The sequence below is a fragment of the Variovorax sp. 05L425 genome, assembly GCF_056397705.1.
Genome location: NZ_JBFTNY010000011.1, coordinates 17172 through 39747, shown reverse-complemented (window position 1 = coordinate 39747; position 22576 = coordinate 17172). Strand labels below are relative to the sequence as shown.

Below are 22576 nucleotides of genomic sequence, written 5' to 3'. Positions count from 1 at the left end.
CCTGCGCGTGCGCCTAGCGCCGTTGGGCGAACAGTTCCCCGCCGAGCTTCGCGCCTGCCTTGATGTTCTTGCGGGCGAACCATCCCTGGTTCATCTCCAGCACGAACCGCACCGGCTCCTTTGAGCAATGTGAATCCTCTGTCATGGGTTTCATGTCCGCCAGGTTCACGATGCGGCCGTCCTCCGCCACGAAAGCAGCCGTCAGTGGCAGCACGGTATTCCTCATCCAGAAGCATTGTGTGGCCGGTTGCTCGAAGACAAAGATCATTCCTTCGGCCTGGGGCATGTCCTTGCGGAACATGAGTCCGGTCTCGCGCTGTGCGGGCGTGTTCGCGATCTGTGCGTCGATTTGATACATGCCCGCAGTGATCCGGGTACGCGGAAGACCGCTTTGCGGTTCCTGGGCATGCGCCAGGCCCAGCAATCCAAGAGACAAGGCAATAAAGGCGAAAAAACGCTGAAACATGGGCAACTCTTTCAGGGCGGCTATAGAAACAAGAATGCCCGCGCATGCGGGCAAGACCACAAATCGGCCAAGGAGCTTCGGCCCCTATTGGGCCAATTATCCGATCTGAACCTGACTGACGAGTTAGGCCGGGCAAGCGAAAAAAAAGCGCCCCCGGAGGAACGCCTTTTACATTGGGAAGAGTCCCGATTATTGGGGGGTGCCGCCTTGCGGGTTCATCTTGCGGACATTGCCATGGCGATCGCGGCGGCGATCGCTGCGGGTGTCGGCGCGAGCCTGGCCTGCCGCGGTTGCCTTGCTCGGCACTACGCCGCCGGTACCTTCGGAAGATTGGCGCTGATCGCCGCCTGCCGGACGGACTTCACCTTGCGGCTTGGTTGAGCGGCGCTCGGTGGCGCGCTGCTGCGGCTTGGTGTTGGTCGGGGGGGCGGCTTCTTGCGAGGTCGAGCCGCCCTGGGCGAATGCGCCACCTGCTACGAACAGGCCGGCCATCATGACTGCGAGAACTTTACTCATTACAGGATCCTCATTGGAAATGGTTGAAAACGCCTCCCGGCCAGCAGAAGGTTAGCCCACAACGGCGCGAATGCGGCCGTGGTTGACAGATTCCTCAGGCTCCTCCGGTTGCGTCTAAAATTCTAAAGCCATTCAGCCGGCTGGAAACGCAGTGTCTTCTGGCCCCCACATTTCGCGGAGTTCTTGTTCTCATGTCTAGTTATCAGCACATCAAAGTTCCGGCCGAAGGCCAGAAGATCACCGTGAATGCCGACAACTCGCTGAATGTGCCTGATCAGCCGGTCATTCCGTTCATTGAAGGCGACGGCACGGGATTCGATATCACCCCTGTGATGCTCAAGGTGGTCGACGCCGCAGTTGCAAAGGCCTACGGCGGCAAGAAGAAGATTCACTGGATGGAGGTTTACGCCGGCGAGAAATCGACCAAGGTCTATGGTCCCGACGTCTGGCTGCCCGAAGAAACGCTCCACGCGGTGCGCGACTACGTCGTTTCAATCAAGGGTCCGCTGACCACGCCCGTCGGCGGTGGTATCCGCTCGCTGAATGTCGCGCTGCGCCAGGAACTCGACCTGTACGTGTGCCTGCGGCCCATCCAGTACTTCGAAGGCGTGCCCAGCCCCGTGAAGGAGCCGCAAAAGACGAACATGGTGATCTTCCGCGAGAACTCGGAAGACATCTATGCCGGTATCGAGTTCGAAGCCGAAAGCGAAAAGGCCAAGAAACTCATCAAGTTCCTGCAGGACGAATTCGGTGTCAAGAAGATCCGCTTCCCGAACACGTCCGGAATCGGCATCAAGCCTGTTTCGCGTGAAGGCACCGAGCGCCTGGTTCGCAAGGCGATCCAGTACGCCATCGACAACGACAAGTCCAGCGTCACCATCGTGCACAAGGGCAACATCATGAAGTTCACTGAAGGCGCCTTCCGCGACTGGGCCTATGGCCTGGCCGCCAAGGAATTCGGTGGCGAACTGATCGACGGCGGCCCTTGGATGAAGATCAAGAACCCGAAGACCGGCAAAGAAATTACCGTCAAGGATTCGATCGCTGACGCTTTCCTGCAACAGATTCTGCTCCGTCCGGCCGAATACAGCGTGATCGCCACCCTGAACCTGAACGGTGACTATGTTTCCGACGCCCTGGCCGCGCAGGTCGGCGGCATTGGCATCGCCCCCGGCGCGAACCTGAGTGACACGGTGGCCATGTTCGAAGCCACGCACGGAACCGCCCCCAAATACGCGGGCAAGGATTACGTGAACCCCGGTTCCGAAATCCTGTCGGCCGAAATGATGCTGCGCCACATGGGCTGGAAAGAAGCGGCCGACCTGATCATCAGCTCGATGGAAAAATCCATTGAGAGCAAGAGGGTCACGTATGACTTCGCCCGCCTGATGGAAGGCGCGACCCAGGTCAGCTGCTCCGGCTTCGGCCAGGTGATGATCGACAACATGTAAACGTTGTCGGAAGCGTTCCCGAACGCTTCGCCGAACAGAGCCCCGGGCCGCAAGGTGCCGGGGCTTTTTCGTGGCGCGAAGGCACGAGGCTTGCATGGTGTCGTGGCCAGTTCCTGGGCTATCCATCTTGAATGTCACAAAGCTGCCACCAGTTGTGCCACTACAGCGAGTGCAACGCGCGGCTGCTCTATAAAATGATTTTCATGGCTACCAGAATCCCCTCGACGCCCAAGACGCCGCCGGCTGCCAAGCCGGGACGGGACGATGGCGACTCGGTCGTTCTCGAACGTCGGCCGCAGAAGACAGCCCCGCCCCAGATGTACCAGGTCGTGATGCTGAACGACGACTACACGCCGATGGAATTCGTCGTCGTCGTGATCCAGGAGTTCTTCAACAAGGACCGCGAGACCGCCACGCAGATCATGCTCAAGATCCACCTCGACGGGCGTGGCGTGTGCGGTGTCTACTCCCGCGATATGGCGGCGACCAAAGTGAACCAGGTGATGGAAGCAGCGCACCAGGCCGGGCACCCACTGCAATGCGTCAGTGAACCGGTTGAATAAATCGCCCTCCAACCCATCTGACAAATTATTTACAGCAAGGCAAAAGGAAATCACATGATTGCCCAGGAACTGGAAGTCAGCTTGCACATGGCTTTTGTCGAGGCCAGGCAGCAGCGCCACGAGTTCATCACGGTGGAGCACCTGCTGCTCGCTTTGCTGGACAACCCGAGTGCCGCGGAAGTCTTGCGGGCCTGCTCGGCCAACGTCGACGACCTCCGAGCGTCGCTGACGAACTTCATCAAGGACAACACGCCGCAGGTCGCCGGTACCGACGATGTCGATACGCAGCCGACGCTGGGATTCCAGCGCGTGATCCAGCGCGCGATCATGCATGTGCAGTCCACCGGCAACGGCAAGAAGGAAGTCACCGGCGCGAACGTGCTGGTCGCGATCTTCGGCGAAAAGGACTCACACGCCGTCTATTACCTGCATCAGCAGGGGGTGACACGTCTTGACGTCGTGAACTTCATCGCGCACGGCATCAAGAAGAGCGATCCCCCGGAAGCTGCCAAGGGCAACAACGATGCGTCCTCGGGCGAAGGCGAAGAGGGCGGCGGCGAGAAGAACGAAAAATCTTCTCCGCTGGAGCAGTTCACGCAGAACCTCAACCAGCTTGCCAAGGAAGGCAAGATCGATCCGCTCATCGGCCGCGAGTATGAGGTCGAGCGCGTGATCCAGATCCTGTGCCGCCGGCGCAAGAACAACCCGCTGCTCGTGGGTGAGGCCGGCGTGGGTAAGACGGCGATCGCCGAAGGCCTCGCATGGCGCATCACCCAGAACGACGTGCCGGAGATTCTGGCGGAGTCCAACGTGTACTCGCTCGACATGGGCGCACTGCTTGCCGGGACCAAGTACCGCGGCGATTTCGAACAGCGCCTGAAGGGCGTGCTCAAGTCGCTCAAGGACAAGCCCAACGCGATCCTGTTCATCGACGAGATCCACACGCTGATCGGTGCGGGCGCAGCGTCGGGCGGCACGCTCGATGCGTCGAACCTGCTCAAGCCGGCACTCTCGAGCGGTCAGCTCAAGTGCATCGGAGCAACCACCTTCACCGAATACCGCGGCATCTTCGAGAAGGATGCGGCCCTGTCACGCCGCTTCCAGAAGGTCGACGTGGTCGAGCCGACGGTTCAGGAAACCGTGGACATCCTGAAGGGCCTGAAGTCGCGCTTCGAAGAACACCATGGCGTGAAGTACGGCGTGGCCGCATTGCAGGCTGCTGCCGAGTTGAGCGCGAAGTACATCAACGACCGTCATCTGCCTGACAAGGCAATCGACGTGATCGACGAAGCCGGGGCCGCCCAGCGCATCCTTCCTGCGAACAAGCGCAAGAAGACCATCAGCAAGACCGAAGTCGAGGAAATCGTCGCGAAGATCGCGCGCATTCCCCCGGCCAATGTGTCGAATGACGACCGCGGCAAGCTGCAGACCATCGAACGCGATCTCAAGAGCGTTGTGTTCGGACAGGACAAGGCCCTCGAAGTGCTCGCCTCGGCGGTCAAGATGGCGCGCTCCGGTCTGGGTCGCGAGGACAAGCCGATCGGCTCATTCCTGTTCAGCGGTCCCACGGGCGTCGGCAAGACCGAGGCGGCGAAGCAACTGGCCTACATCATGGGCATCGAGCTGATTCGCTTCGACATGTCGGAATACATGGAGCGCCATGCCGTGAGCCGCCTCATCGGTGCGCCTCCGGGCTACGTCGGTTTCGACCAGGGCGGTCTGTTGACCGAAGCGATCACGAAGAAGCCGCATGCGGTTCTCCTGCTCGACGAAATCGAGAAGGCGCACCCGGACATCTTCAACGTGCTGCTGCAGGTCATGGACCATGGCACGCTGACCGACAACAACGGGCGCAAGGCCGACTTCCGCAACGTGATCATCGTGATGACCACCAACGCGGGTGCGGAGACTATGAACAAGGCGACCATCGGCTTCACCAACCCGCGTCAGGCGGGCGACGAAATGGCCGATATCAAGCGCTTGTTCACGCCGGAGTTCCGCAACCGCCTGGATGCGACGGTGAGCTTCAAGGCACTCGATGAGCAAATCATCCTGCGTGTGGTGGACAAGTTCCTGCTGCAACTCGAGACGCAACTCGCCGAAAAGAAGGTCGACGTCACGTTCACCGACACATTGCGCAAGCACCTCGCGAAGAAGGGCTTCGATCCGTTGATGGGTGCGCGACCGATGCAGCGCCTGATTCAGGACACGATCCGTCGTGCCTTGGCCGACGAGTTGCTGTTCGGGCGTCTGCAGGAGGGCGGTCGCTTGACCGTCGACCTCGACGACAAGGAAGAAGTGCAGTTGGACATCCAGCCGTTGGCCAAGAAGGAAGGCAAGGCCAAGCCGGAAGCCGAAGAAGCGGCCACAGGCTGATTAGGCTCGCCCCCAGGTTGGCTCACTTCGTGTAGCCGCCCACCCCCTGCCGGGGGCAATACCAGCGGCCCGGCAAAGCCGGTTCCGCGGTATTTCTGGTGAATGAACAAAGGTCGGTAGCATCGGGCTACTGGCCTTTTTTTTCAGAACCCTTCTCCCTTGATTCTTCCCGAGCTCAGCCAGGAATGGCGTACCGGACTCTCGCTTGCATGGAGCGGCTACATCGCGGTGCTTTCCGTGTGGATCGTCATGCAGAAGCGGGCGCCGGTGTCGACGATGAGCTGGATCCTCTCGTTGGCGCTGTTGCCGTTCGTGGGGTTCGTCATCTACTACTTCCTGGGGCCGCAACGGCTGAAGAAGCAACGTCTGAAGCGGCTGCGCAACCGGGCGATCGCGCAGGCGCCGGGCGACATGGTCATGCTGCGCGACGCGGCCGAGCGCGCGCCGCCTTCCCTGCGGCAGATGGCGGCGCTGGGAATGGCCGCCTGTGGCCTGCCGGTGTCGAGCGCGACGTCCGCCGAACTGCTGTCAGGCGGGGCGCGGACCTTCGATGCGATCTTCGAGGCGATCCGTCAGGCGCGCGATCACGTGCACCTCGAGTACTACATCTTCGAGCCTGACAGCATCGGTACCGCGCTGCGCGACCTGCTGATCGAGCGGGCGCGAGAGGGCGTCACGGTGCGGCTGCTGCTCGATGCGCTCGGCTCGAAGCGCATCGGTCAAAAGTTCATGGCGCCGATGCACGACGCCGGTATTCGCACCGCGCTGTTTCACGACACGCGCATCGGCCGGCGCCTGCGGCCTGTGACCAACTACCGGACTCACCGGAAGATCGTCGTCTGCGACGGCCGCGTCGGCTTCACGGGCGGCGTCAACATCACGGATGAAGAGGACGCCCGCACGCGTGCCGATGCTTACCACGACGTGCATCTGCGCATCGAGGGGAGCGCCGTGCGCTGGCTGCAGACCACGTTCATCGAGGACTGGACCTATGCGACCGGCGAGAACCCCCGCGAGATGCACAAGGCCATCGGCAGCCTGCTGCCGCGTCTCTCGCAGCAGGCAGGCATGGGCGACATTCCCGTCCAGATCATCACCAGCGGGCCGGACAATGCACTCGAACCCATCCACCGCATGCACATTGCGGCGATCCACGCGTCCGTGCATCGGGCCTGGCTCACCACGCCGTATTTTGTGCCCGGCGAGCCTGCGCTGATGGCGCTCACCAGTGCTGCGTTGCGCGGCGTCGATGTGCGGCTGCTGGTGCCGCGGCGCAGCGATTCGCTCGTTGTGAGCGCGGCGGCGCGCTCGTACTACGACGAGCTGATCGCGTCCGGCGTTCAAGTCTTTGAGTACAAGGCCCGCATGCTGCACTCCAAGACGCTGGTGGTGGACAACAACTGCGCGATGATCGGCACCGCCAATTTCGACAATCGCAGCTTCCGGCTCAACTTCGAGGTCTGTGCCGTCATCTACGGCCCGACGCTCGCCAAGCCGCTGGTCGCGCAGTTCGAGACGGATCTCGCCAACGCGTCCCCGGTGCATGCCCAGCGACACCAGAGTTTTCTGCGTCGTCTGGGCGATGCCTCGGCCCGTTTGTTTTCTCCCTTGTTATGACACCTCACACCTTTCTTTGGCACGACTACGAGACCTTCGGCACCGTGCCCCGACGCGATCGACCTTCGCAGTTCGCGGCGATCCGCACCGACGCCGAACTCAACGAGATCGGGGAGCCGCTGATGATCTATTGCAAGCCGGCGCCTGACTACCTGCCCAGCCCGGAGGCTTGCCTGATCACCGGCATCACGCCGCAGCAGTGCCTGGAGCGCGGTATTGCCGAGCATGAATTCGCAGCGCAGATCGAGCAGGCCTTCTCGCGGCCGGGCACCATCGGCGTGGGCTACAACACGATCCGCTTCGACGACGAGGTGACGCGCTTCCTGTTCTGGCGCAATCTCATCGATCCTTATGCGCGCGAGTGGCAGAACGACTGCGGCCGGTGGGACCTGCTCGACGTCGTGCGCCTGACCTACGCGCTGCGTCCGGACGGCATCGAATGGCCGAAGAAGGAAGACGGCAGCCAGAGCTTCAAGCTGGAGGATCTGGCTCGCGCGAACGGCCTGCTGCATGAATCTGCCCACGATGCCTTGTCGGATGTTCGCGCCACCATCGCGCTGTCGCGACTGATCCGCGACAGGCAGCCCAAGCTGTTCGACTTCGCTTTCGGCTTGCACCGCAAGGACCGCGTCGCCAGTGAACTCGGGCTGCCGGCGACCCGGGAAACGGCGCGGCCGTTTCTGCACGTGTCGGGGATGTTCCCGGCCGAACGCGGGTGCCTCGCGGTCATGTGGCCGCTGGCAAGCCATCCGACCAACAGGAACGAACTGCTTGCCTGGGACCTGGCCCATGACCCGAGCGAATTGCGCGATCTCGACGTGGCAACGCTGCGCCTTCGGCTTTTTACGCGCAGCGCCGCTCTGCCGGAAGGCATCGCGCGGCTGCCGATCAAGGGCGTGCACCTGAACAAGTCGCCGATGGTGGTTGGCAACCTCAGGACGCTCGCACCGGCCATGGCCATGCGCTGGGGCATCGACATGGAAGCCGCGATGCGCAACGCCGCGATCGCCGCCGCGCTGCCTGACATGAGCGCCATCTGGTCTCAGGTCTATGAACGTCCGAAGGAGGGCGCGCCCGATGTTGATGAAGATCTCTACGGCGGTTTCGTCGGCAACGGCGACCGCCGGCGCCTGACGCAGTTGCGAAGCCTTTCGCCAGTCCAACTTGCGCAGGCGCGGACCGGCTTTGACGACCCCCGCCTCGAAGAACTGCTTTTCCGCTACCGTGCGCGCAACTTCGTCGAGACCCTGACCGAGGATGAAGCCGAACGCTGGGAGGCGCACCGCGTCGCCCGATTGCTCGAAGGAGAGGGCGGGGCGCGCAACGTGGACGAGTTGTTCGCCGAGATCGACACGCTCGCCGAAACCGCCGACGAGCGCGCAGAAGAGATTCTCGGCGCCTTGTACGAATACGCCGAGGCCATCGCGCCGGCCATTTGAGTGACGCCATGACCGTACGACGCCTGTTGCCCACGGATGCCGAAGCCTACCGGGCCTTGATGCTCGAGGGCTACGAGCGTCATCCCGATGCTTTCACTTCCAGCGTGGCGGAGCGCGCGGCCTTGCCGCTGTCATGGTGGCAGAAGCGGCTCGATCCTGCGCCGCTGGCCGATCAGGTCGTGCTTGGCGCGTTCGATGGCGAAAGACTTGTCGGCGCCGCCGGACTTCAATTCGAGCCGCGCGAGAAGGCGCGCCACAAGGCGAACTTGTTTGGCATGTACGTGCTGCCGGTAGCGAGGCAAGGCGGGTTCGGCCGCCGCTTGGTGCAGGCCATCCTGGAAGAGGCTGGGTCGCGGGAAGGCGTCAAGGTCGTCCAACTGACCGTGACCGAAGGCAACGTCGCTGCGCAGGCGCTGTACGAAAGCTGTGGCTTCCAGTCCTTCGGTGTCGAACCTTTCGCCGTCGCCCTGGGCGATGCGTTCCTGTCAAAGGTCCACATGTGGCGCGCAGTGGGCCCCCTGGCCGCTCAGGCCTGAAGGATCAATGCAGGCAGGCGCGCGCCGCGCCGAGGATCTCGTCTTCCGACGCGAGCTTACCGATGCCGGCCAGGCCTTCGGAACTGCACTCGATATCGACCCAGCGCACGATCCCTTCGCGGTCGATCATGAAGAGCGCCTTCAACTGCGGCCATTGCCGCTCCACATCGCCCTGGTCGGTCGGTGTGCCGGTGTAGCCGTCCAGTTCCCCCAGGATCTTTGCGGCTTCGGAGATCGGCAGCGGTTCCGGAAGGTCGCCGAAGGGATTGACGCGAACGGTTTCCAGCGCTTCGATCAATTCGGGGGTCGCCTCGGGCTTCGGCACCCCGTAAGCGCGATGTATGGACAGTTCGGGATCGGCTGCGAGGCGCAGCCGGGTGGGCCTGAACTTGAAATAGCGTCGTGCGTTTTCCGGCTCCGTCGCCACCACGGCCAGGCTTTCGACGCCCAGCGCTTTCAGCTTGTCCTCGAAAGCGCCGAGCCGGACCAGTTGCCGCCGGCAGAACGGACACCACAGGCCGACCATCAGCGCGAGAAACAGGGGGCTGCGCCCTGTGTAGTCCGCCAGCGATACGGTGTCGGATCCGGCCACGGCCGGCAGTTCGAAATACGGGGCCGGGTCGCCCGGCGCCAGAGGATGCATCATCGCGGCCGTCATGGGGACTCCTCCTACGCGCAACGGATCGGGTCGGGCCCGACCTCGATCCACGGCAACGCAAATTACCACGCTGGGGGTGGAACCGCCATATGGCGATCGTCCAGGGGTGCCCACTGTTCGTGATGTCCGAACAACGGGGAGAATCCGGCGTCGCTGCCTGACAGGAATGTCATCTGCCCGACAGGCTGGCGTCCCGGCCTGCTACCTAGAGTCGACGGCATGCGAATACTGTGTCTGGCCCTGGCCGCGTCACTGACGGCTTGTGCCGTCGGGCCCGACTACCAGCGGCCCTCCCCGCCACAAGGCGTCGACGCGCCTGCCTTCAAGGAAAGTGGCGATTGGAAACCCGCGACGCCCGCCAGCGTCGATGCCTCGCAACCCTGGTGGACCGCTTTCGGCGACGCCCGGCTCAATGCGCTGGTGGAAGAGGCCAATGGCGCCAATCAGGATATCCGCGTCGCCGAGGCGCAATACCGCGAGGCGCAAGCGCTGGTCCAGAACGCTCGGTCCGCGCTGTTTCCGACGCTCAACGGCGCCGCGTCGGTAGATCGCTCGCGAAGCCAGACGGTCCTCGGCCCGTCGGTCGGCAATTCCCACGCCTGGGCGCTGCAGGCCGGCTGGGAGGCCGATCTCTGGGGTCGTGCGCGGCGCGGTGTCGAAGGTGCCAGCGACAGCGCCCAGGCCAGCGATGCGGATCTGGCGGCGGCCCGGCTTGCCATCCAGGCGGAGGTGGTCAACGACTACATCCTGCTGCGGGTGGCCGACACACAGCAGCAGTTGTTCACGCGTACGGTCGAGGCCTACCAGAAGTCGTTGCAGATCACGCAGAGCCAGTACCGCGCCGGCGTGGCGACGCGTGCTGACGTGGATCTTGCCAACACCACCTTGCAGTCGACGCAGGCGCAGGCGATCGACATCGAGATCGCGCGCCGGCAGGCCGAGCACGCGATCGCGGTGCTGCTAGGCAAGACGCCATCGCAGCTTTCCATTCCGCCCGATGCACTGGCGCTCACCCAACCGCCAGTGCCGACGGTCCTGCCGTCGGAACTGCTGGAACGCCGCCCCGACATTGCCGCCGCCGAACGGCGCGTCGCCTCCGCCAACGCAGGCATCGGCGTTGCGCAAGCTGCGCGCTATCCCACGCTGGCGCTCACCGCCGCAGGCGGATTCAGCGGGGCAGGTTTTGGCAGCTGGCTTTCGACGCCTGATCGTGTCTGGGCGCTCGGCGCCGCACTGGCCGGTCCGATTTTCGACGGCGGTCTGCGCGAATCGCAGGTCGCCCAGGCGCGCGCCGTTTTCGATGCCTCCGCCGCCACGTACCGGCAGACCGTGCTGGGTGGCTTCCAGGAGGTCGAGGACAACCTGGCCTCGCTCAACCTCCTGGCCCAGGAGCGCGGCGTGCAGGAAGGCGCGGTCGCTTCGGCGCGCAACGCCGAACGGGTGACGCTGACCCAGTTCCGCGCCGGCACGACGCCGTACCTCGCAGTGATCACCGCGCAAGCGCTTGCGCTATCGAACGAACGCACGGCCCTGCAATTGCAAGGCCGCCAATTTGCCGCCAGCGTCGGGCTGATCAAGGCCGTTGGCGGCGGCTGGAACACCAGCCAACTGCAGGCCAGCACAGGCGCCAGCCCCGGCGCAACCGGCCCCGTGGCCTCGACAGACAAATGAACAAGATGGACACCTCTGCATCGACCCCCCGCCAGGGCAAACGCTGGTTGATTGCCGGCGCCATTGCGCTGATTGTCGTTCTGGTCTTCGCCACCGGCGCATGGCGCAAGGTGTGGTCGCCGGCCCCTGCGCCCACAGCCGGGCCGCCGTCGGTCCCCGCGACGACCGCCCGCGTGGTGCAGGAAACCATCCCGATCGCCCGCACCGGTGTGGGCACGGTCATGACGGTCGCATCGGTCACTGTGCGCCCGCGCATCGACGGTCAGCTCGACAGCGTGGATTTCAAGGAAGGGCAGGACGTCAAGGCCGGTCAGGTGCTGGTTCGCATCGATCCCCGCACCTTCCAGGCGCAACTCGAACAAAGCCTGGCGCAGAAAGCCAAGGACGAGGCGCAACTCGCCAACGCGAGGTCCGACCTCCAGCGCTATGGCGACCTCATCAAGGAAGACGCGACCACCCAACAGACGCTGGACACGCAGCGCGCGCTGGTCAATCAACTCCAGGCGGCGATCAAGAGCGACGACGCGCAGATCCATCTCGCGCAGGTACAGCTCGGCTTCACCACCATCACCGCGCCGATCAGCGGGCGCGTGGGTGCCCGGCTCGTCGACCCCGGCAACATCGTGCACGCGACGGATGCGAACGGCCTGCTGGTCATCAATCAGATCGACCCCATCGCGGTGCAGTTCACCCTGCCCGAGAGCAGCTTCCAGGCCGTGAACCGGGCGTTGAACGCCACGCACGAGCCGCTGCAGGTCGAGGCCATCGACCGCGATACGCGCGAAGTGCTCGCGACCGGCAAGCTGGTGCTGCTGAACAACCAGATCGACACCACCACCGGCACGATTTCGCTCAAGGGACAGTTCACGAATGCCGAGCACAAACTGTGGCCGGGCCAGTCGGTCGACGCGCGTGTCGTGCTCGGCGAGCGTTCCGATGCGCTCACGGTGCCGTCGGCGGTGGTGCAGCGCAGCCAGGACGGCTTTTTCGCCTACGTGGTCGGGCCGGACGACAAGGTGCGCGTGCAGCCCATCGAAGTGGCCGACACCGTCGACGGCAAGGCCGTGATCGTCAAGGGCCTGGCGGCCGGTGATCGCGTGGTGACGGACGGCCAGTACCGCTTGACCCCCGGCGCGCGCATCGTCGAGAAGCAGAGCAAGGCGCAATTTGCGACCGTGGATGGAGGTCAGTCTTGAGCATTTCCTCCGCCTTCATCAAGCGCCCGATCGGCACCTCGCTGCTCGCCGCGGCGTTGCTGCTGATCGGCCTTGTCGCGTGGCCGATGCTGCCGGTGGCGCCGCTGCCGCAGGTCGACTTTCCGACGATCCAGGTCACGGGCCGGTTCCCGGGGGCGAGTCCGGAAACAATGGCCGCGAACGTCGCGCAGCCGCTTGAGCGGCAGTTCTCGCTGATCCCGGGGCTGACCCAGATGACGTCGAGCAGCTCGCTCGGCCTCTCGCAGGTCACGCTGCAGTTCGATCTCGACCGCAATATCGATGCGGCAGCGCTCGACGTGCAGTCCGCGATCAACTCGGCCGGCGGCCAGTTGCCGCAGAACCTGCCGAGCCCGCCGAGCTTCCGCAAGATCAATCCGGCCGACTCGTCGGTGCTGATCCTCGGCGTGCAGTCCAAGGTGCTGCCGTTGATCCAGGTCAACGACTACGCCGACAACGTGTTGGCCCAGCAGATCTCGCGCATCTCCGGCGTGGGGTTGGTCAACATTTTTGGCGTGCAGAAGCCGGCGGTTCGCGTCCAGATCGACCCGGCCAAGCTCAAGGCGGTGGGCCTGAGCCTGGAGGACGTGCGTGGCGTGATTGCCAACACCACGGTAAGCCAGCCGACCGGCACGCTAGACGGCGACCGGCAGGCATTCAACGTCTACACCAACGACCAGTTGCTCAAGGCGGCGCCATGGAACGACATGGTGCTCGCGTGGCGCAACGGCGCGCCCATTCGCGTGCGCGATGTGGGGGTCGCCGTCGACGGCCCGGAAAACGCGAAGGTCGCGGCCTGGGGCTACGCGGGCAAGGCCGCGCACGACGGCAGCGACATCAGCGACGGCCGCGCGATCATGCTGGCCATCACCAAGCAACCCGGTGCCAATGTGATCGAGACGGTCGACCGCATCCAGGCCGCGCTGCCCAAGCTCAAGGCCGCCATTCCGCCGAGCGTGACCGTCAATACGCTCATCGACCGTACGCAGACCATTCGCGCGTCGGTCAAGGACGTGGAGTTCACGCTGCTGCTGTCGATCGCGCTGGTGGTGGCGGTGATCTTCGTGTTCCTGCGCAACCTCACCGTCACGGTGATTCCGAGCCTGACGGTGCCGCTCGCGCTGCTGGGCACGGCGGCGGTGATGTACGTCGTGGGCTACAGCCTCGACAACCTCTCGCTCATGGCGCTGACCATTGCGGTCGGCTTCGTGGTGGACGATGCCATCGTGATGCTGGAGAACATCTACCGACACATCGAGGAAGGCATGTCGCCCATGGAGGCGGCGCTGAAGGGGTCCAGCGAGATCGGCTTCACCATCATCTCGATCTCGGTGTCGCTGGTGGCGGTGTTCATTCCGCTGCTGCTCATGGGCGGCATCGTGGGGCGCCTGTTCCGGGAGTTCGCGGTGACTGTGACGCTCACCATTGCGGTGTCCGTCCTGATCTCGCTGACGCTCACGCCGATGCTGTGCGCGCGCTTCCTCAAGCCGCATACCGCCAACGAGAAGCACGGAAAGATGTACCTCTGGTTCGAGCGCGGTTTCGACGCCATGCTGAACGGTTACAAGCGCGGCCTGAAGGTGGTGCTGCGGCATCCGTTCATCACGCTGATGAGCTTCCTGATCACGGTGGCGGCGACCGTGGCCCTGTTCATCACCATCCCCAAGGGTTTCTTCCCGCAGCAGGACACGGGCTTCATCTTCGGCTCGGCCGACTCGGCGCAGGATTCGTCGTCGCAGGCGATGCACGACCGCATGCTCAAGCTCGCGGACATCATTCGCGACGACCCCGACGTGGCAAGCTTCGGCATGCAGGCCGGCGCGAGCACCTTCAATTCCGGCAATTTCTTCATCGGCCTGCGACCCAAGGACGAAGGCCGCACTGCCAGTGCCGACGAAATCATCGGGCGGCTGCGGCCGAAGCTGGCGCCGGTGCAGGGCATCACGCTGTTCATGCAGGCCGGGCAGGACATCAACGTCGGCGGGCGTCTCTCGCGAACGCAGTACCAATACACGCTGCAAGACTCGAACCTGGACGAGCTCAACACCTGGGCGCCCAAGCTGCTCACCCGGCTGCGTCAGTTGCCGGAGCTCACGGACGTGACCTCGGACCAGCAGAATGCCGCGCCCACGGCGATGGTCACCATCGACCGCCAGCGCGCGTCGAGCTACGGCATCACCCCGGCGATGGTCGACGCCACGATCTACGATGCCATCGGGCAGCGGCAGGTGGCGCAGTACTTCACGCAACTCAACAGCTACAACGTGGTGCTCGAAGTCACGCCGGAGCTTCAGCGCGATCCGACACTGTTCGATCACCTGTACCTGACTTCGCCGATCAACGGCCAGCAGATTCCGCTGTCGACCTTCGTCAAGCTGGACACCAGCAAGACCGGCTATCTCGCCATCAACCACCAGGGCCAGTTCCCGGCCGTGACGATCTCGTTCAACCTCAAGGCTGGCACGTCGCTCGGCCAGGCAGTGAACGCGATCAACGCGGCGCAGGCGCAGATGGGCGTGCCCGCCACGCTGAGCGGCACCTTCCAGGGCACGGCGCAGGCGTTCGGCGATTCGCTGCGGACGCAGCCGTACCTCATCCTGGCCGCGCTGATCTCGGTGTACATCGTGCTGGGGCTGCTCTACGAGAGCTACATCCACCCGCTGACGATTCTCTCGACGCTGCCGTCGGCCGGCGTGGGCGCTTTGCTGATCCTGATGGTCGGCGGTTACGATCTGAGCGTGATTGCGCTGATCGGGATCATTCTGTTGATCGGCATCGTGAAAAAGAACGGCATCATGATGGTGGACTTTGCCCTGCACGCCGAGCGTGACAAGGGCATGTCGCCGGGCGACGCCATCTACGAGGCCTGCATCCTTCGTTTCCGGCCCATCATGATGACCACCATGTGCGCGCTGCTGAGCGGCCTGCCGCTCATGCTGGGCCATGGCTCCGGCTCCGAACTGCGCCGCCCGCTGGGCTACGCCATGGTGGGTGGACTGATACTCTCCCAGATGCTCACGCTCTTCACGACGCCGGTCATCTACCTCTATCTCGACCGCGCCCACCACTGGTATGTGCGCCGCAAGGCCGCGCGCAGCCAGCAAGCCATCCCTGACACACCGGCAGGAGCCATCGCGGAATGAAAGTGCTGATCGTCGAAGACGAGCGCAAGACGGCGGACTACCTCTACCAGGGGTTGACCGAGCAAGGCTGTGCCGTGGACCTCGCCTTCGACGGTATCGACGGCCAGCATATGGCCTTGCACTACGACTTCGACGTCATCGTGCTCGATGTGATGCTGCCGGGACTGGACGGCTTTTCGGTGCTGAAGTCGCTGCGCAGCGTCAAGAACACGCCCGTCATCATGCTCACGGCGCGCGATGGCGTCGCCGACCGCGTGCGCGGCCTTCAGGACGGCGCGGACGACTACCTGGTCAAGCCTTTTTCGTTTCTCGAGCTTCTGGCGCGCCTTCAGGCGCTCACGCGGCGTGGACGCACCCATGAATCGACGCTGTTGCGCGTCGGCGACCTGCGCGTCGATCTGCTCAGCCGCAAGGCGTTCCGGCGGGAACAGCGCATCGATCTCACGGCCAAGGAATTCGCGCTGCTTGCGGTGCTGGCGCGCCGGCAGGGCGAGATCCTGTCCAAGACTGTGATCGCCGAACTGGTGTGGGACATGAATTTCGACAGCAACACCAACGTGGTCGAAGTGGCCATCAAGCGCCTGCGCGCCAAAATCGATGCACCCTTCGGTCACAGCTTGCTGCACACCATCCGGGGCATGGGTTATGTCCTGGAAGACCGCGGCGGCCGGGAGTCGGAATGAGAAATTCGATCGCCACGCGGCTGGCGCTGATGTTCGCCGCCGCGGCACTGGCGGGGTTCGCGCTGTTGGGCGGTGCGCTGCACCGCGTGCTCTCGAACGAGCTCGCGCGCCATCAGCAGGCGCAGGTCGACGCGCGGCTCGAAGACATGTCGTACATGCTGCAGCACGGCCGGGCGGTCAATCTCGGCGAGCGCATCCGCGAGAAGCTGGACACCCTGAGTGCTGACGATCCGCGCACGCGTTCGTGGATGTGGAGTGAAGACCCGGCGTTCCGCTACGGCGACGATCTGGATGAGGTCGTCAAGGCGGTGGATGCGGGGCAGGACACCGTTCAGCTTCGCACGGGCGAGTCACAGGAACTCCAGCGCATCCGCGTGCACGGGATGGTGCTCCCCGCGACGGCAGCCAGGCCGGCGGTGCGATTCATCGCGGGGGTCGACGCGGCGCCGTTCCGCGGCACGCTGCGCACGTTCGAGACGGCGCTCGCAATGCTGACGCTGGCCGGCACGGCGTTGTCCGCGGCGCTCGGCTACTGGATCGCCCGGATCGGGCTTGGCCCGGTGGAGAGGCTGTCGGCCGACGCCCAGCAGATCGGGCCCGACAACCGCGCCCAGCGCCTGCAATTGCCGGCCCTCCCGCGCGAGTTGGCAAAGCTCGGCGGTTCATTCAATGCCGCGCTGGATCGCCTCGATGCAGCCTACCGGCAACTGGCGACCTTCAGCGACGACGTCGCGCACGAGTTGCGCACGCCGCTCGCGAACCTGATCGGCCAGACGCAGGTGGCGCTGGCACGCGAGCGCAATGCCGCCGAGTTGCGCGAGGTGCTGCAATCGAACCTCGAAGAGCTGGAGCGCCTGCGGGCCATCGTCGCCGACATGCTCTTCCTGGCCCGCGCGGAGCAGGGCGTTCGCGCGCGCGGTCTCGTCGAATCGTCGATCGCGCAGGAGGTGGGCAAGACGGTCGAGTTTCTCGACATGTTGCTTGATGAGGCCGGCATGACGGTGCAGGTCGAGGGCGACGCCGTGGCGCCCATCGAGAAATCGTTGTTCCGGCGCGCGCTCACCAATCTGCTGCAGAACGCAATCCAGCATTCGCGTCCTGGCACCCAAGTGGTCGTGCAGATCGGGCAGCACGATCACTCGGCGCAGGTGAGTTTTTCGAACCCCAGCCCGCCGATCGGGGCAGACCAGCTGCCGCGGCTGTTCGACCGCTTCTACCGCGTCGACACCTCGCGCCGCAACAGCGGCGAGAACCACGGGCTCGGCTTGTCGATCGTCAAGGCGGTCGCGGTGATGCACAACGGAACCGTGTTTGCGCGATCGGACGACGGCATCACGACGGTCGGCTTCAGCGTCGGAATGGGCTCGCCCCCAGCCTCGCCCACTTCGTGTGGCTCGGGCACCCCCTTCCGGGGGCAACCCCAGCGGCCCGGCTAAGCCGGTTCCGCGGGGTTTCTGGACTGGGGCATCCAGGACGTTTCGAATTCTCGTCCGGGTAGGTGCAGTGTCGCCGTGGCGGCCGGCGTTTCCGCCACCAGTTGTCCCTTGCGATAGACCTTGAGCCGCGTCGCGCGAAGGCGGATCGCCTCGACAGGATCGCGCGCCTGCAGCAGCACGAAGCTCGCATCGCATCCCGCCTCGAGCCCATAGCCTTCGAGATGAAACACCTTGGCGGCATTGACGGTGACTGCATCGAAGCACTGCCGGATGCCGCGCTGGCTGGTCATCTGCGCCACGTGCAGGCCCATGTGAGCGACCTCCAGCATGTCGCCCGACCCCATGCCGTACCACGGATCCATCACGCAGTCGTGGCCGAATGCGACGTTGACGCCCGCGGCCATCAGTTCGGGCACGCGCGTCATGCCGCGGCGCTTGGGGTAGGTGTCGTGCCGGCCCTGCAAGGTGATGTTGATGAGCGGATTCGCGATCACGCTGACGCCGCCTTCGGCAATGAGCGGCAGCAGCTTGCTCACGTAGTAGTTGTCCATCGAGTGCATCGAGGTGCAGTGCGAGCCCGTCACCCGACCTTGCAGACCGAGGCGCTGCGCCTCGAAGGCCAGGGTCTCGATGTGGCGCGACAGCGGATCGTCGGACTCGTCGCAATGCATGTCGACCAGCTTGCCGCGCTCTGCAGCGATTTCGCACAGCAGCTTCACGCTGGCAGCGCCGTCGGCCATGGTGCGCTCGAAATGAGGAATGCCGCCGACCACGTCGACGCCCTTGTCGAGTGCACGCTTCAGGTTGTCGACGCCCCCGGGCGTGCGCAGCACGCCGTCCTGCGGAAAGGCGACGAGTTGCAGGTCGAGGTAGGGTGCCACTTTCCGCTTGACTTCGAGCAGTGCGTCGACCGCGAGCAGGCTCGGGTCGCTGGTGTCCACGTGGCTGCGGATGGCGAGCAGTCCCTTGGCGACGGCCCAGTCGCAGTAGGCCAGTGCACGCTCGATCAGCGCATCCGCGGTCAGCAGCGGCTTGAGTTCGCCCCACAGTGCGATGCCTTCGAGCAGCGTGCCGCTTTCGTTGACGCGCGGCAGGCCGTAGCTGAGCGTTGCGTCCATGTGAAAGTGCGGGTCGACGAAGTGCGGCGCCATGAGCAGGCCGCCGGCGTCGAACTTCTGCGCGGCGGGCGCGTCGAGCCCGGCGGTCACTTCGGCAATGCGGCCATCCTGCACGGCGATCGACATGTTGGTGCGGCCGTCGGGGAGGGCAGCGTTCCGGATGAGGAGATCGAGCATCAGCGCTCTCCTTTTCTGTAGGGTTTCATCAAAGCCTGCGGATAGCTTGCCTTGCGAGCCACAAGCACCAGCGCAAGGATCGACAGCAGATAGGGAAGCATCAAGTAGAGCTGATAGGGCAGGAAGGCGTCACCCGACTGCTGCAGCCGCAATTGAAGCGCATCGAAAAATGCAAAAAGCAGCGCACCGAGCAGCGCCTTGCCCGGCCGCCACGACGCGAACACCACCAGCGCCACGCAGATCCAGCCACGGCCGTTGATCATGTTGAAGAAGAACGCGTTGAACGCCGACAACGTGAGGAACGAGCCAGCCACGCCCATCAGCGCCGATCCGGCGACGATCGCGCCTGTGCGCGTGGCCGCGACCGACACACCCTGGCCTTCAGCCGCCTGCGGGTTCTCGCCGACCATGCGAACGGCCAGGCCCATGGGCGTGCGATAGAGCATGTACGCGATGACGGGCACCAGCAGCAGCCCGAACAGCGTGAGCGGCGTCTGCGCCGAAAGCACCGGGATATGCAGCCACTCCATGGGCGCGAACGGCGTGACCGTTGGCGGCGTGTTGACCTTGGGAAAGCTCACCCGATAGCCGTAGTAGCTCAATGCCGTCGCGAGCAATGTGATGCCCAGCCCGGAGACGTGCTGCGACAACGCCAGCCCCACGGTGAGAAACGCATGCAACAGCCCAAAAACTGCGCCCGTGAGCGCCGCCACGCCGACGCCCACCCACAGCGGCGCACCGGCATACACCGCCAGCCAACCCGCGAAGGCGCCCGCGACCATGATGCCCTCGATGCCGAGGTTCAGCACGCCCGCCCGCTCGCACAGGAGCACGCCCAGCGTGCCGAAAATCAGCGGCGTGGCAATGCGCAGCACCGCCACCCAGAAGGCGGCGTTCGAAAGGATGTCGAGCACGTCGCTCATTTCCAGCGCATCCGGTATTGAGTGAGCAAGGTCGCCACCAGCACGGCGATCAGCGAGGCCGCGACGATCACGTCCGCGATGTAGGTGGGCACGCCGATCGCGCGGCTCATCGTGTCCGCACCGACCAGCACGCCTGCCACGAACACCGCCGCGGCCAGCACGCCCAGTGGATGGAGCCCCGCCAGCATCGCGATCACGATGCCGCTGTAGCCATAGCCCGGTGACATGTCCAGCGTGACATAGCTCGTGCGGCCGGCCACCTCGATCGCACCCGCCAGCCCGGCCAGCGCGCCGGACAGCAGCGCGACCAGCACCACCGTGCGGGTGACCGGCACGCCCGCGAACTCCGCAGCCCGCGCGTTCGCACCGACGGCGCGAATATCGAAGCCGATCACCGTGTACTTGAAGAGCACCCAGACGAGCACGGCCAGCGCGCCGGCCCACAGCAGGCCGGTATGGACGCGGGTCTGCGCGATCAGCTTGCCGAGCTCCAGATCCGGTTGCAGCGAAACGCTCTGCGGCCATCCCATCGCGCTGGGGTCCTTCATCGGCCCGTCCAGCATGGCCGATACGCCGAGCAGCACGATGAAGTTGATCAGCAGCGTTGTCACGACTTCGTCCACGCCCAGCTTGTTCTTCATGAGTGCGGGGCCGAGCAGCAGCAGGGCGCCCGCCGTCGCGGCGGCCAGCATCATCAGCGGAAACAGAAGCCAAGTGGGCAGATCGAATCCGGTGCCGCCATGCAGGCCGCCCACGGCGACGGCGGCCAGTGCGCCCGCGTAGAGCTGGCCTTCAGCGCCGATGTTGAACAGCCGCGCCTTGAACGCCACAGTCGCCGCCAGCCCGGTCAGGATCAGCGGAATGGCGCGGGTCAGCGTCTCGCTCCACGCGAAGACCGAGCCGAAGCCGCCTTGCAGCAGCAACGCATACGTGCGGCCGACGGGCGCGCCGGCCCAGAGCACGAGCAGCGCGCTCACGAGCAGCGTGAACGCGACGGCGCCGAATGGTGCGAGTACCAGCGCCGTGCGCGAAGTTCTGGTGCGTCGCTCGAGCCTCATGCCGGCGTCCCCGCCATCGCCAGCCCGATCGCCTCGCGCGTCCAGGACGAAGCCGCGCGGGGCTCGCCGAGTTGTCCGCCATGCATGACGGCAACGCGGTCGCCGAGCGTCAGCACCTCGTCGAGATCGTCCGAAATCAGGAGCACCGCAGCGCCGGCATCGCGCGCCGCGATCAACTGCTGCTGTACATACGCGACGGCGCCGATGTCCAGCCCCCATGTCGGCTGATGCGCCACGATGAGTCGCGCGACCCGGCTCTGCGCACTGGCCGACGCGGGCGCCAGCAATGCGCGACCCAGGATCAGTTTCTGCATGTTGCCGCCCGAAAGCGACCGTGCGGGCGAATCGAGTCCGCCGCCGCGTACGTCGTAGGCCTTCTCGACACTGCGCGCGTGGTCCTTCGCGGCTGCGCGCCGGACCCATAGCCAGCGCGAAAAAGCGCGTCCGCGCAGGCGTTCCGACACGGCGTTTTCCCACACCGGCAGATCGCCCACCACGCCGATGCCATGCCGGTCTTCAGGAATGCGCGCGACACCGCGATGCACCAGTCGGGCAGGCGAGGCGGGCAGCGCGCGCCCCATCAGCTTGACCGTACCGGCCGTCGCGCGCCGGGTGCCGCTCAGAAGCTCCGCGAGCGCCACCTGCCCGTTGCCCGAAACACCCGCGATGGCGGTGATCTCGCCGGCCCGGAGCGTGAGCGTCACATCGTGCAGGCGATCATGCCCGTCGCCGCCAGTGCCAACATGGTCGAGCACACAGACCGCATCGCCGACGCGTTGCGCAGGGCGCCGCACCGTGCCCTCGATCGCATGCCCGACCATCCAAAGAGCAAGCTGCGCCTGCGTGGTTTCGTTGGTGCGCGCTTCGGCCACCAGCTTGCCGCCGCGCAGCACCGCGACACGATGCGACACCCGCAGTACTTCGGCGAGCTTGTGGCTGATGAAGATGATCGACAGCCCCTGCGCCACCATCTGCGCCAGGGTATTGAAAAGCGCCTCGCTCTCCTGCGGCGTGAGCACGGCGGTCGGTTCGTCGAGGATCAGGATGCGTGCATCGCGGTAGAGCGCCTTCACGATCTCGACCCGCTGCCGCTCGCCGACCGACAGGCTGCCCACCATCGCGTCCGGCTGGACCGCAAGGCCGAAGCGCTGCGCCACATCCAGCAGCCGTGCGCGTGCGGCACTGCGCGCGGAGAAGGGCTGCCACAGCGGCTCGGTGCCCATCAACACGTTGTCGAGCACGCTGAGGTTGTCGGCCAGCGTGAAATGCTGATGCACCATGCCGATGCCTGCAGCCAGCGCGGCTTTCGGGTTGCCTGCTGCGAGCGGTCGGCCGAACACCTCGATGCTGCCTTCGTCGGCCACGTAGTGGCCGAAAAGGATGGACATCAGCGTCGACTTGCCCGCACCGTTTTCGCCCAGCAACGCCAGCACCTCTCCAGCCTGGAGGTCGAGCGAGATGTCGTCGTTGGCCACCAGCGCACCAAAGCGCTTGGTGATGCCGCGCAGGGACAGGACTGTCACCGGCGGCT

Annotated in this window: 18 protein-coding genes; 11 read left to right on the top strand and 7 right to left on the bottom strand. The window is 64.9% G+C overall.

What is annotated here, in order from left to right; genetic code table 11:
* Positions 1-13: 13 nt before the first annotated feature.
* Positions 14-466, bottom strand: a complete 453-nt coding sequence (locus tag AC1DN9_RS14280; RefSeq protein ID WP_478101405.1) for a DUF192 domain-containing protein — start codon at positions 464-466, stop codon at positions 14-16.
* Between the two features lie 189 nt (positions 467-655).
* A complete protein-coding gene (locus AC1DN9_RS14275) occupies positions 656-982 on the bottom strand; it encodes a cell envelope biogenesis protein TolA (protein ID WP_478101199.1) in 327 nt (108 codons plus the stop codon).
* A 191-nt stretch (positions 983-1173) separates the two neighbouring features.
* On the opposite strand from AC1DN9_RS14275, the gene icd reads away from it, so the two are divergent.
* From icd to AC1DN9_RS14245, 6 genes are all read left to right on the top strand, one after another.
* On the top strand, positions 1174-2433 hold the full coding sequence (icd, locus tag AC1DN9_RS14270; protein ID WP_478101197.1) for an NADP-dependent isocitrate dehydrogenase: 1260 nt from the start codon (positions 1174-1176) through the stop codon (positions 2431-2433).
* Between the two features lie 203 nt (positions 2434-2636).
* The gene (gene clpS / locus AC1DN9_RS14265; protein ID WP_478101195.1) at positions 2637-2996 is read left to right on the top strand and encodes an ATP-dependent Clp protease adapter ClpS; all 360 of its coding nucleotides are present in this window, start codon (positions 2637-2639) and stop codon (positions 2994-2996) included.
* A gap of 54 nt (positions 2997-3050) precedes the next feature.
* Complete coding sequence (gene clpA / locus AC1DN9_RS14260) at positions 3051-5372, top strand: ATP-dependent Clp protease ATP-binding subunit ClpA (protein ID WP_478101193.1); 2322 nt, start codon at positions 3051-3053, stop codon at positions 5370-5372.
* A 159-nt stretch (positions 5373-5531) separates the two neighbouring features.
* A complete protein-coding gene (gene cls, locus AC1DN9_RS14255; protein ID WP_478101191.1) occupies positions 5532-6989 on the top strand; it encodes a cardiolipin synthase in 1458 nt (485 codons plus the stop codon).
* Entirely contained in the window at positions 6986-8428 is a 1443-nt protein-coding gene (gene sbcB / locus AC1DN9_RS14250) for an exodeoxyribonuclease I (protein WP_478101190.1), read from the top strand. Before cls ends, sbcB begins: the two co-directional genes overlap by 4 nt.
* A gap of 8 nt (positions 8429-8436) precedes the next feature.
* A complete protein-coding gene (locus AC1DN9_RS14245) occupies positions 8437-8964 on the top strand; it encodes an N-acetyltransferase family protein (RefSeq protein ID WP_478101189.1) in 528 nt (175 codons plus the stop codon).
* Between the two features lie 4 nt (positions 8965-8968).
* Here the strand turns inward: AC1DN9_RS14245 and AC1DN9_RS14240 are convergent, their stop codons facing one another.
* On the bottom strand, positions 8969-9622 hold the full coding sequence (locus tag AC1DN9_RS14240; RefSeq protein WP_478101187.1) for a redoxin domain-containing protein: 654 nt from the start codon (positions 9620-9622) through the stop codon (positions 8969-8971).
* 219 nt (positions 9623-9841) lie between these two features.
* Here AC1DN9_RS14240 and AC1DN9_RS14235 point away from each other — a divergent pair, with 219 nt between their 5' ends.
* Genes AC1DN9_RS14235 through AC1DN9_RS14215 form a run of 5 tightly spaced genes read left to right on the top strand, consistent with a single transcriptional unit; the run spans position 9842 to position 17769 of the window.
* Positions 9842-11293 carry an efflux transporter outer membrane subunit gene (locus AC1DN9_RS14235; RefSeq protein WP_478101185.1) on the top strand — a complete coding sequence of 484 codons (1452 nt, stop codon included), beginning with the start codon at positions 9842-9844 and terminating at the stop codon, positions 11291-11293.
* Between the two features lie 5 nt (positions 11294-11298).
* Positions 11299-12489, top strand: a complete 1191-nt coding sequence (locus tag AC1DN9_RS14230) for an efflux RND transporter periplasmic adaptor subunit (protein WP_478101184.1) — start codon at positions 11299-11301, stop codon at positions 12487-12489.
* Positions 12486-15650 (top strand): efflux RND transporter permease subunit, encoded by a 3165-nt coding sequence (locus AC1DN9_RS14225; RefSeq protein ID WP_478101182.1) that lies wholly within the window; start codon positions 12486-12488, stop codon positions 15648-15650. The genes AC1DN9_RS14230 and AC1DN9_RS14225 overlap by 4 nt, the downstream gene beginning before the upstream one ends.
* Positions 15647-16333 (top strand): heavy metal response regulator transcription factor, encoded by a 687-nt coding sequence (locus AC1DN9_RS14220; protein ID WP_478101180.1) that lies wholly within the window; start codon positions 15647-15649, stop codon positions 16331-16333. The genes AC1DN9_RS14225 and AC1DN9_RS14220 overlap by 4 nt, the downstream gene beginning before the upstream one ends.
* Positions 16330-17769, top strand: a complete 1440-nt coding sequence (locus AC1DN9_RS14215; RefSeq protein ID WP_478101178.1) for a heavy metal sensor histidine kinase — start codon at positions 16330-16332, stop codon at positions 17767-17769. Before AC1DN9_RS14220 ends, AC1DN9_RS14215 begins: the two co-directional genes overlap by 4 nt.
* Here the strand turns inward: AC1DN9_RS14215 and AC1DN9_RS14210 are convergent.
* Genes AC1DN9_RS14210 through AC1DN9_RS14195 form a run of 4 tightly spaced genes read right to left on the bottom strand, consistent with a single transcriptional unit; the run spans position 17766 to position 22568 of the window.
* On the bottom strand, positions 17766-19064 hold the full coding sequence (locus AC1DN9_RS14210) for an amidohydrolase family protein (RefSeq protein ID WP_478101176.1): 1299 nt from the start codon (positions 19062-19064) through the stop codon (positions 17766-17768). The genes AC1DN9_RS14215 and AC1DN9_RS14210 overlap by 4 nt on opposite strands.
* Positions 19064-19987 carry an ABC transporter permease gene (locus AC1DN9_RS14205; protein WP_478101174.1) on the bottom strand — a complete coding sequence of 308 codons (924 nt, stop codon included), beginning with the start codon at positions 19985-19987 and terminating at the stop codon, positions 19064-19066. Before AC1DN9_RS14205 ends, AC1DN9_RS14210 begins: the two co-directional genes overlap by 1 nt.
* Positions 19984-21045 carry an ABC transporter permease gene (locus tag AC1DN9_RS14200; RefSeq protein ID WP_478101172.1) on the bottom strand — a complete coding sequence of 354 codons (1062 nt, stop codon included), beginning with the start codon at positions 21043-21045 and terminating at the stop codon, positions 19984-19986. The genes AC1DN9_RS14205 and AC1DN9_RS14200 overlap by 4 nt, the downstream gene beginning before the upstream one ends.
* Positions 21042-22568 (bottom strand): ABC transporter ATP-binding protein, encoded by a 1527-nt coding sequence (locus AC1DN9_RS14195; protein WP_478101170.1) that lies wholly within the window; start codon positions 22566-22568, stop codon positions 21042-21044. Before AC1DN9_RS14195 ends, AC1DN9_RS14200 begins: the two co-directional genes overlap by 4 nt.
* Positions 22569-22576 lie beyond the last annotated feature (8 nt).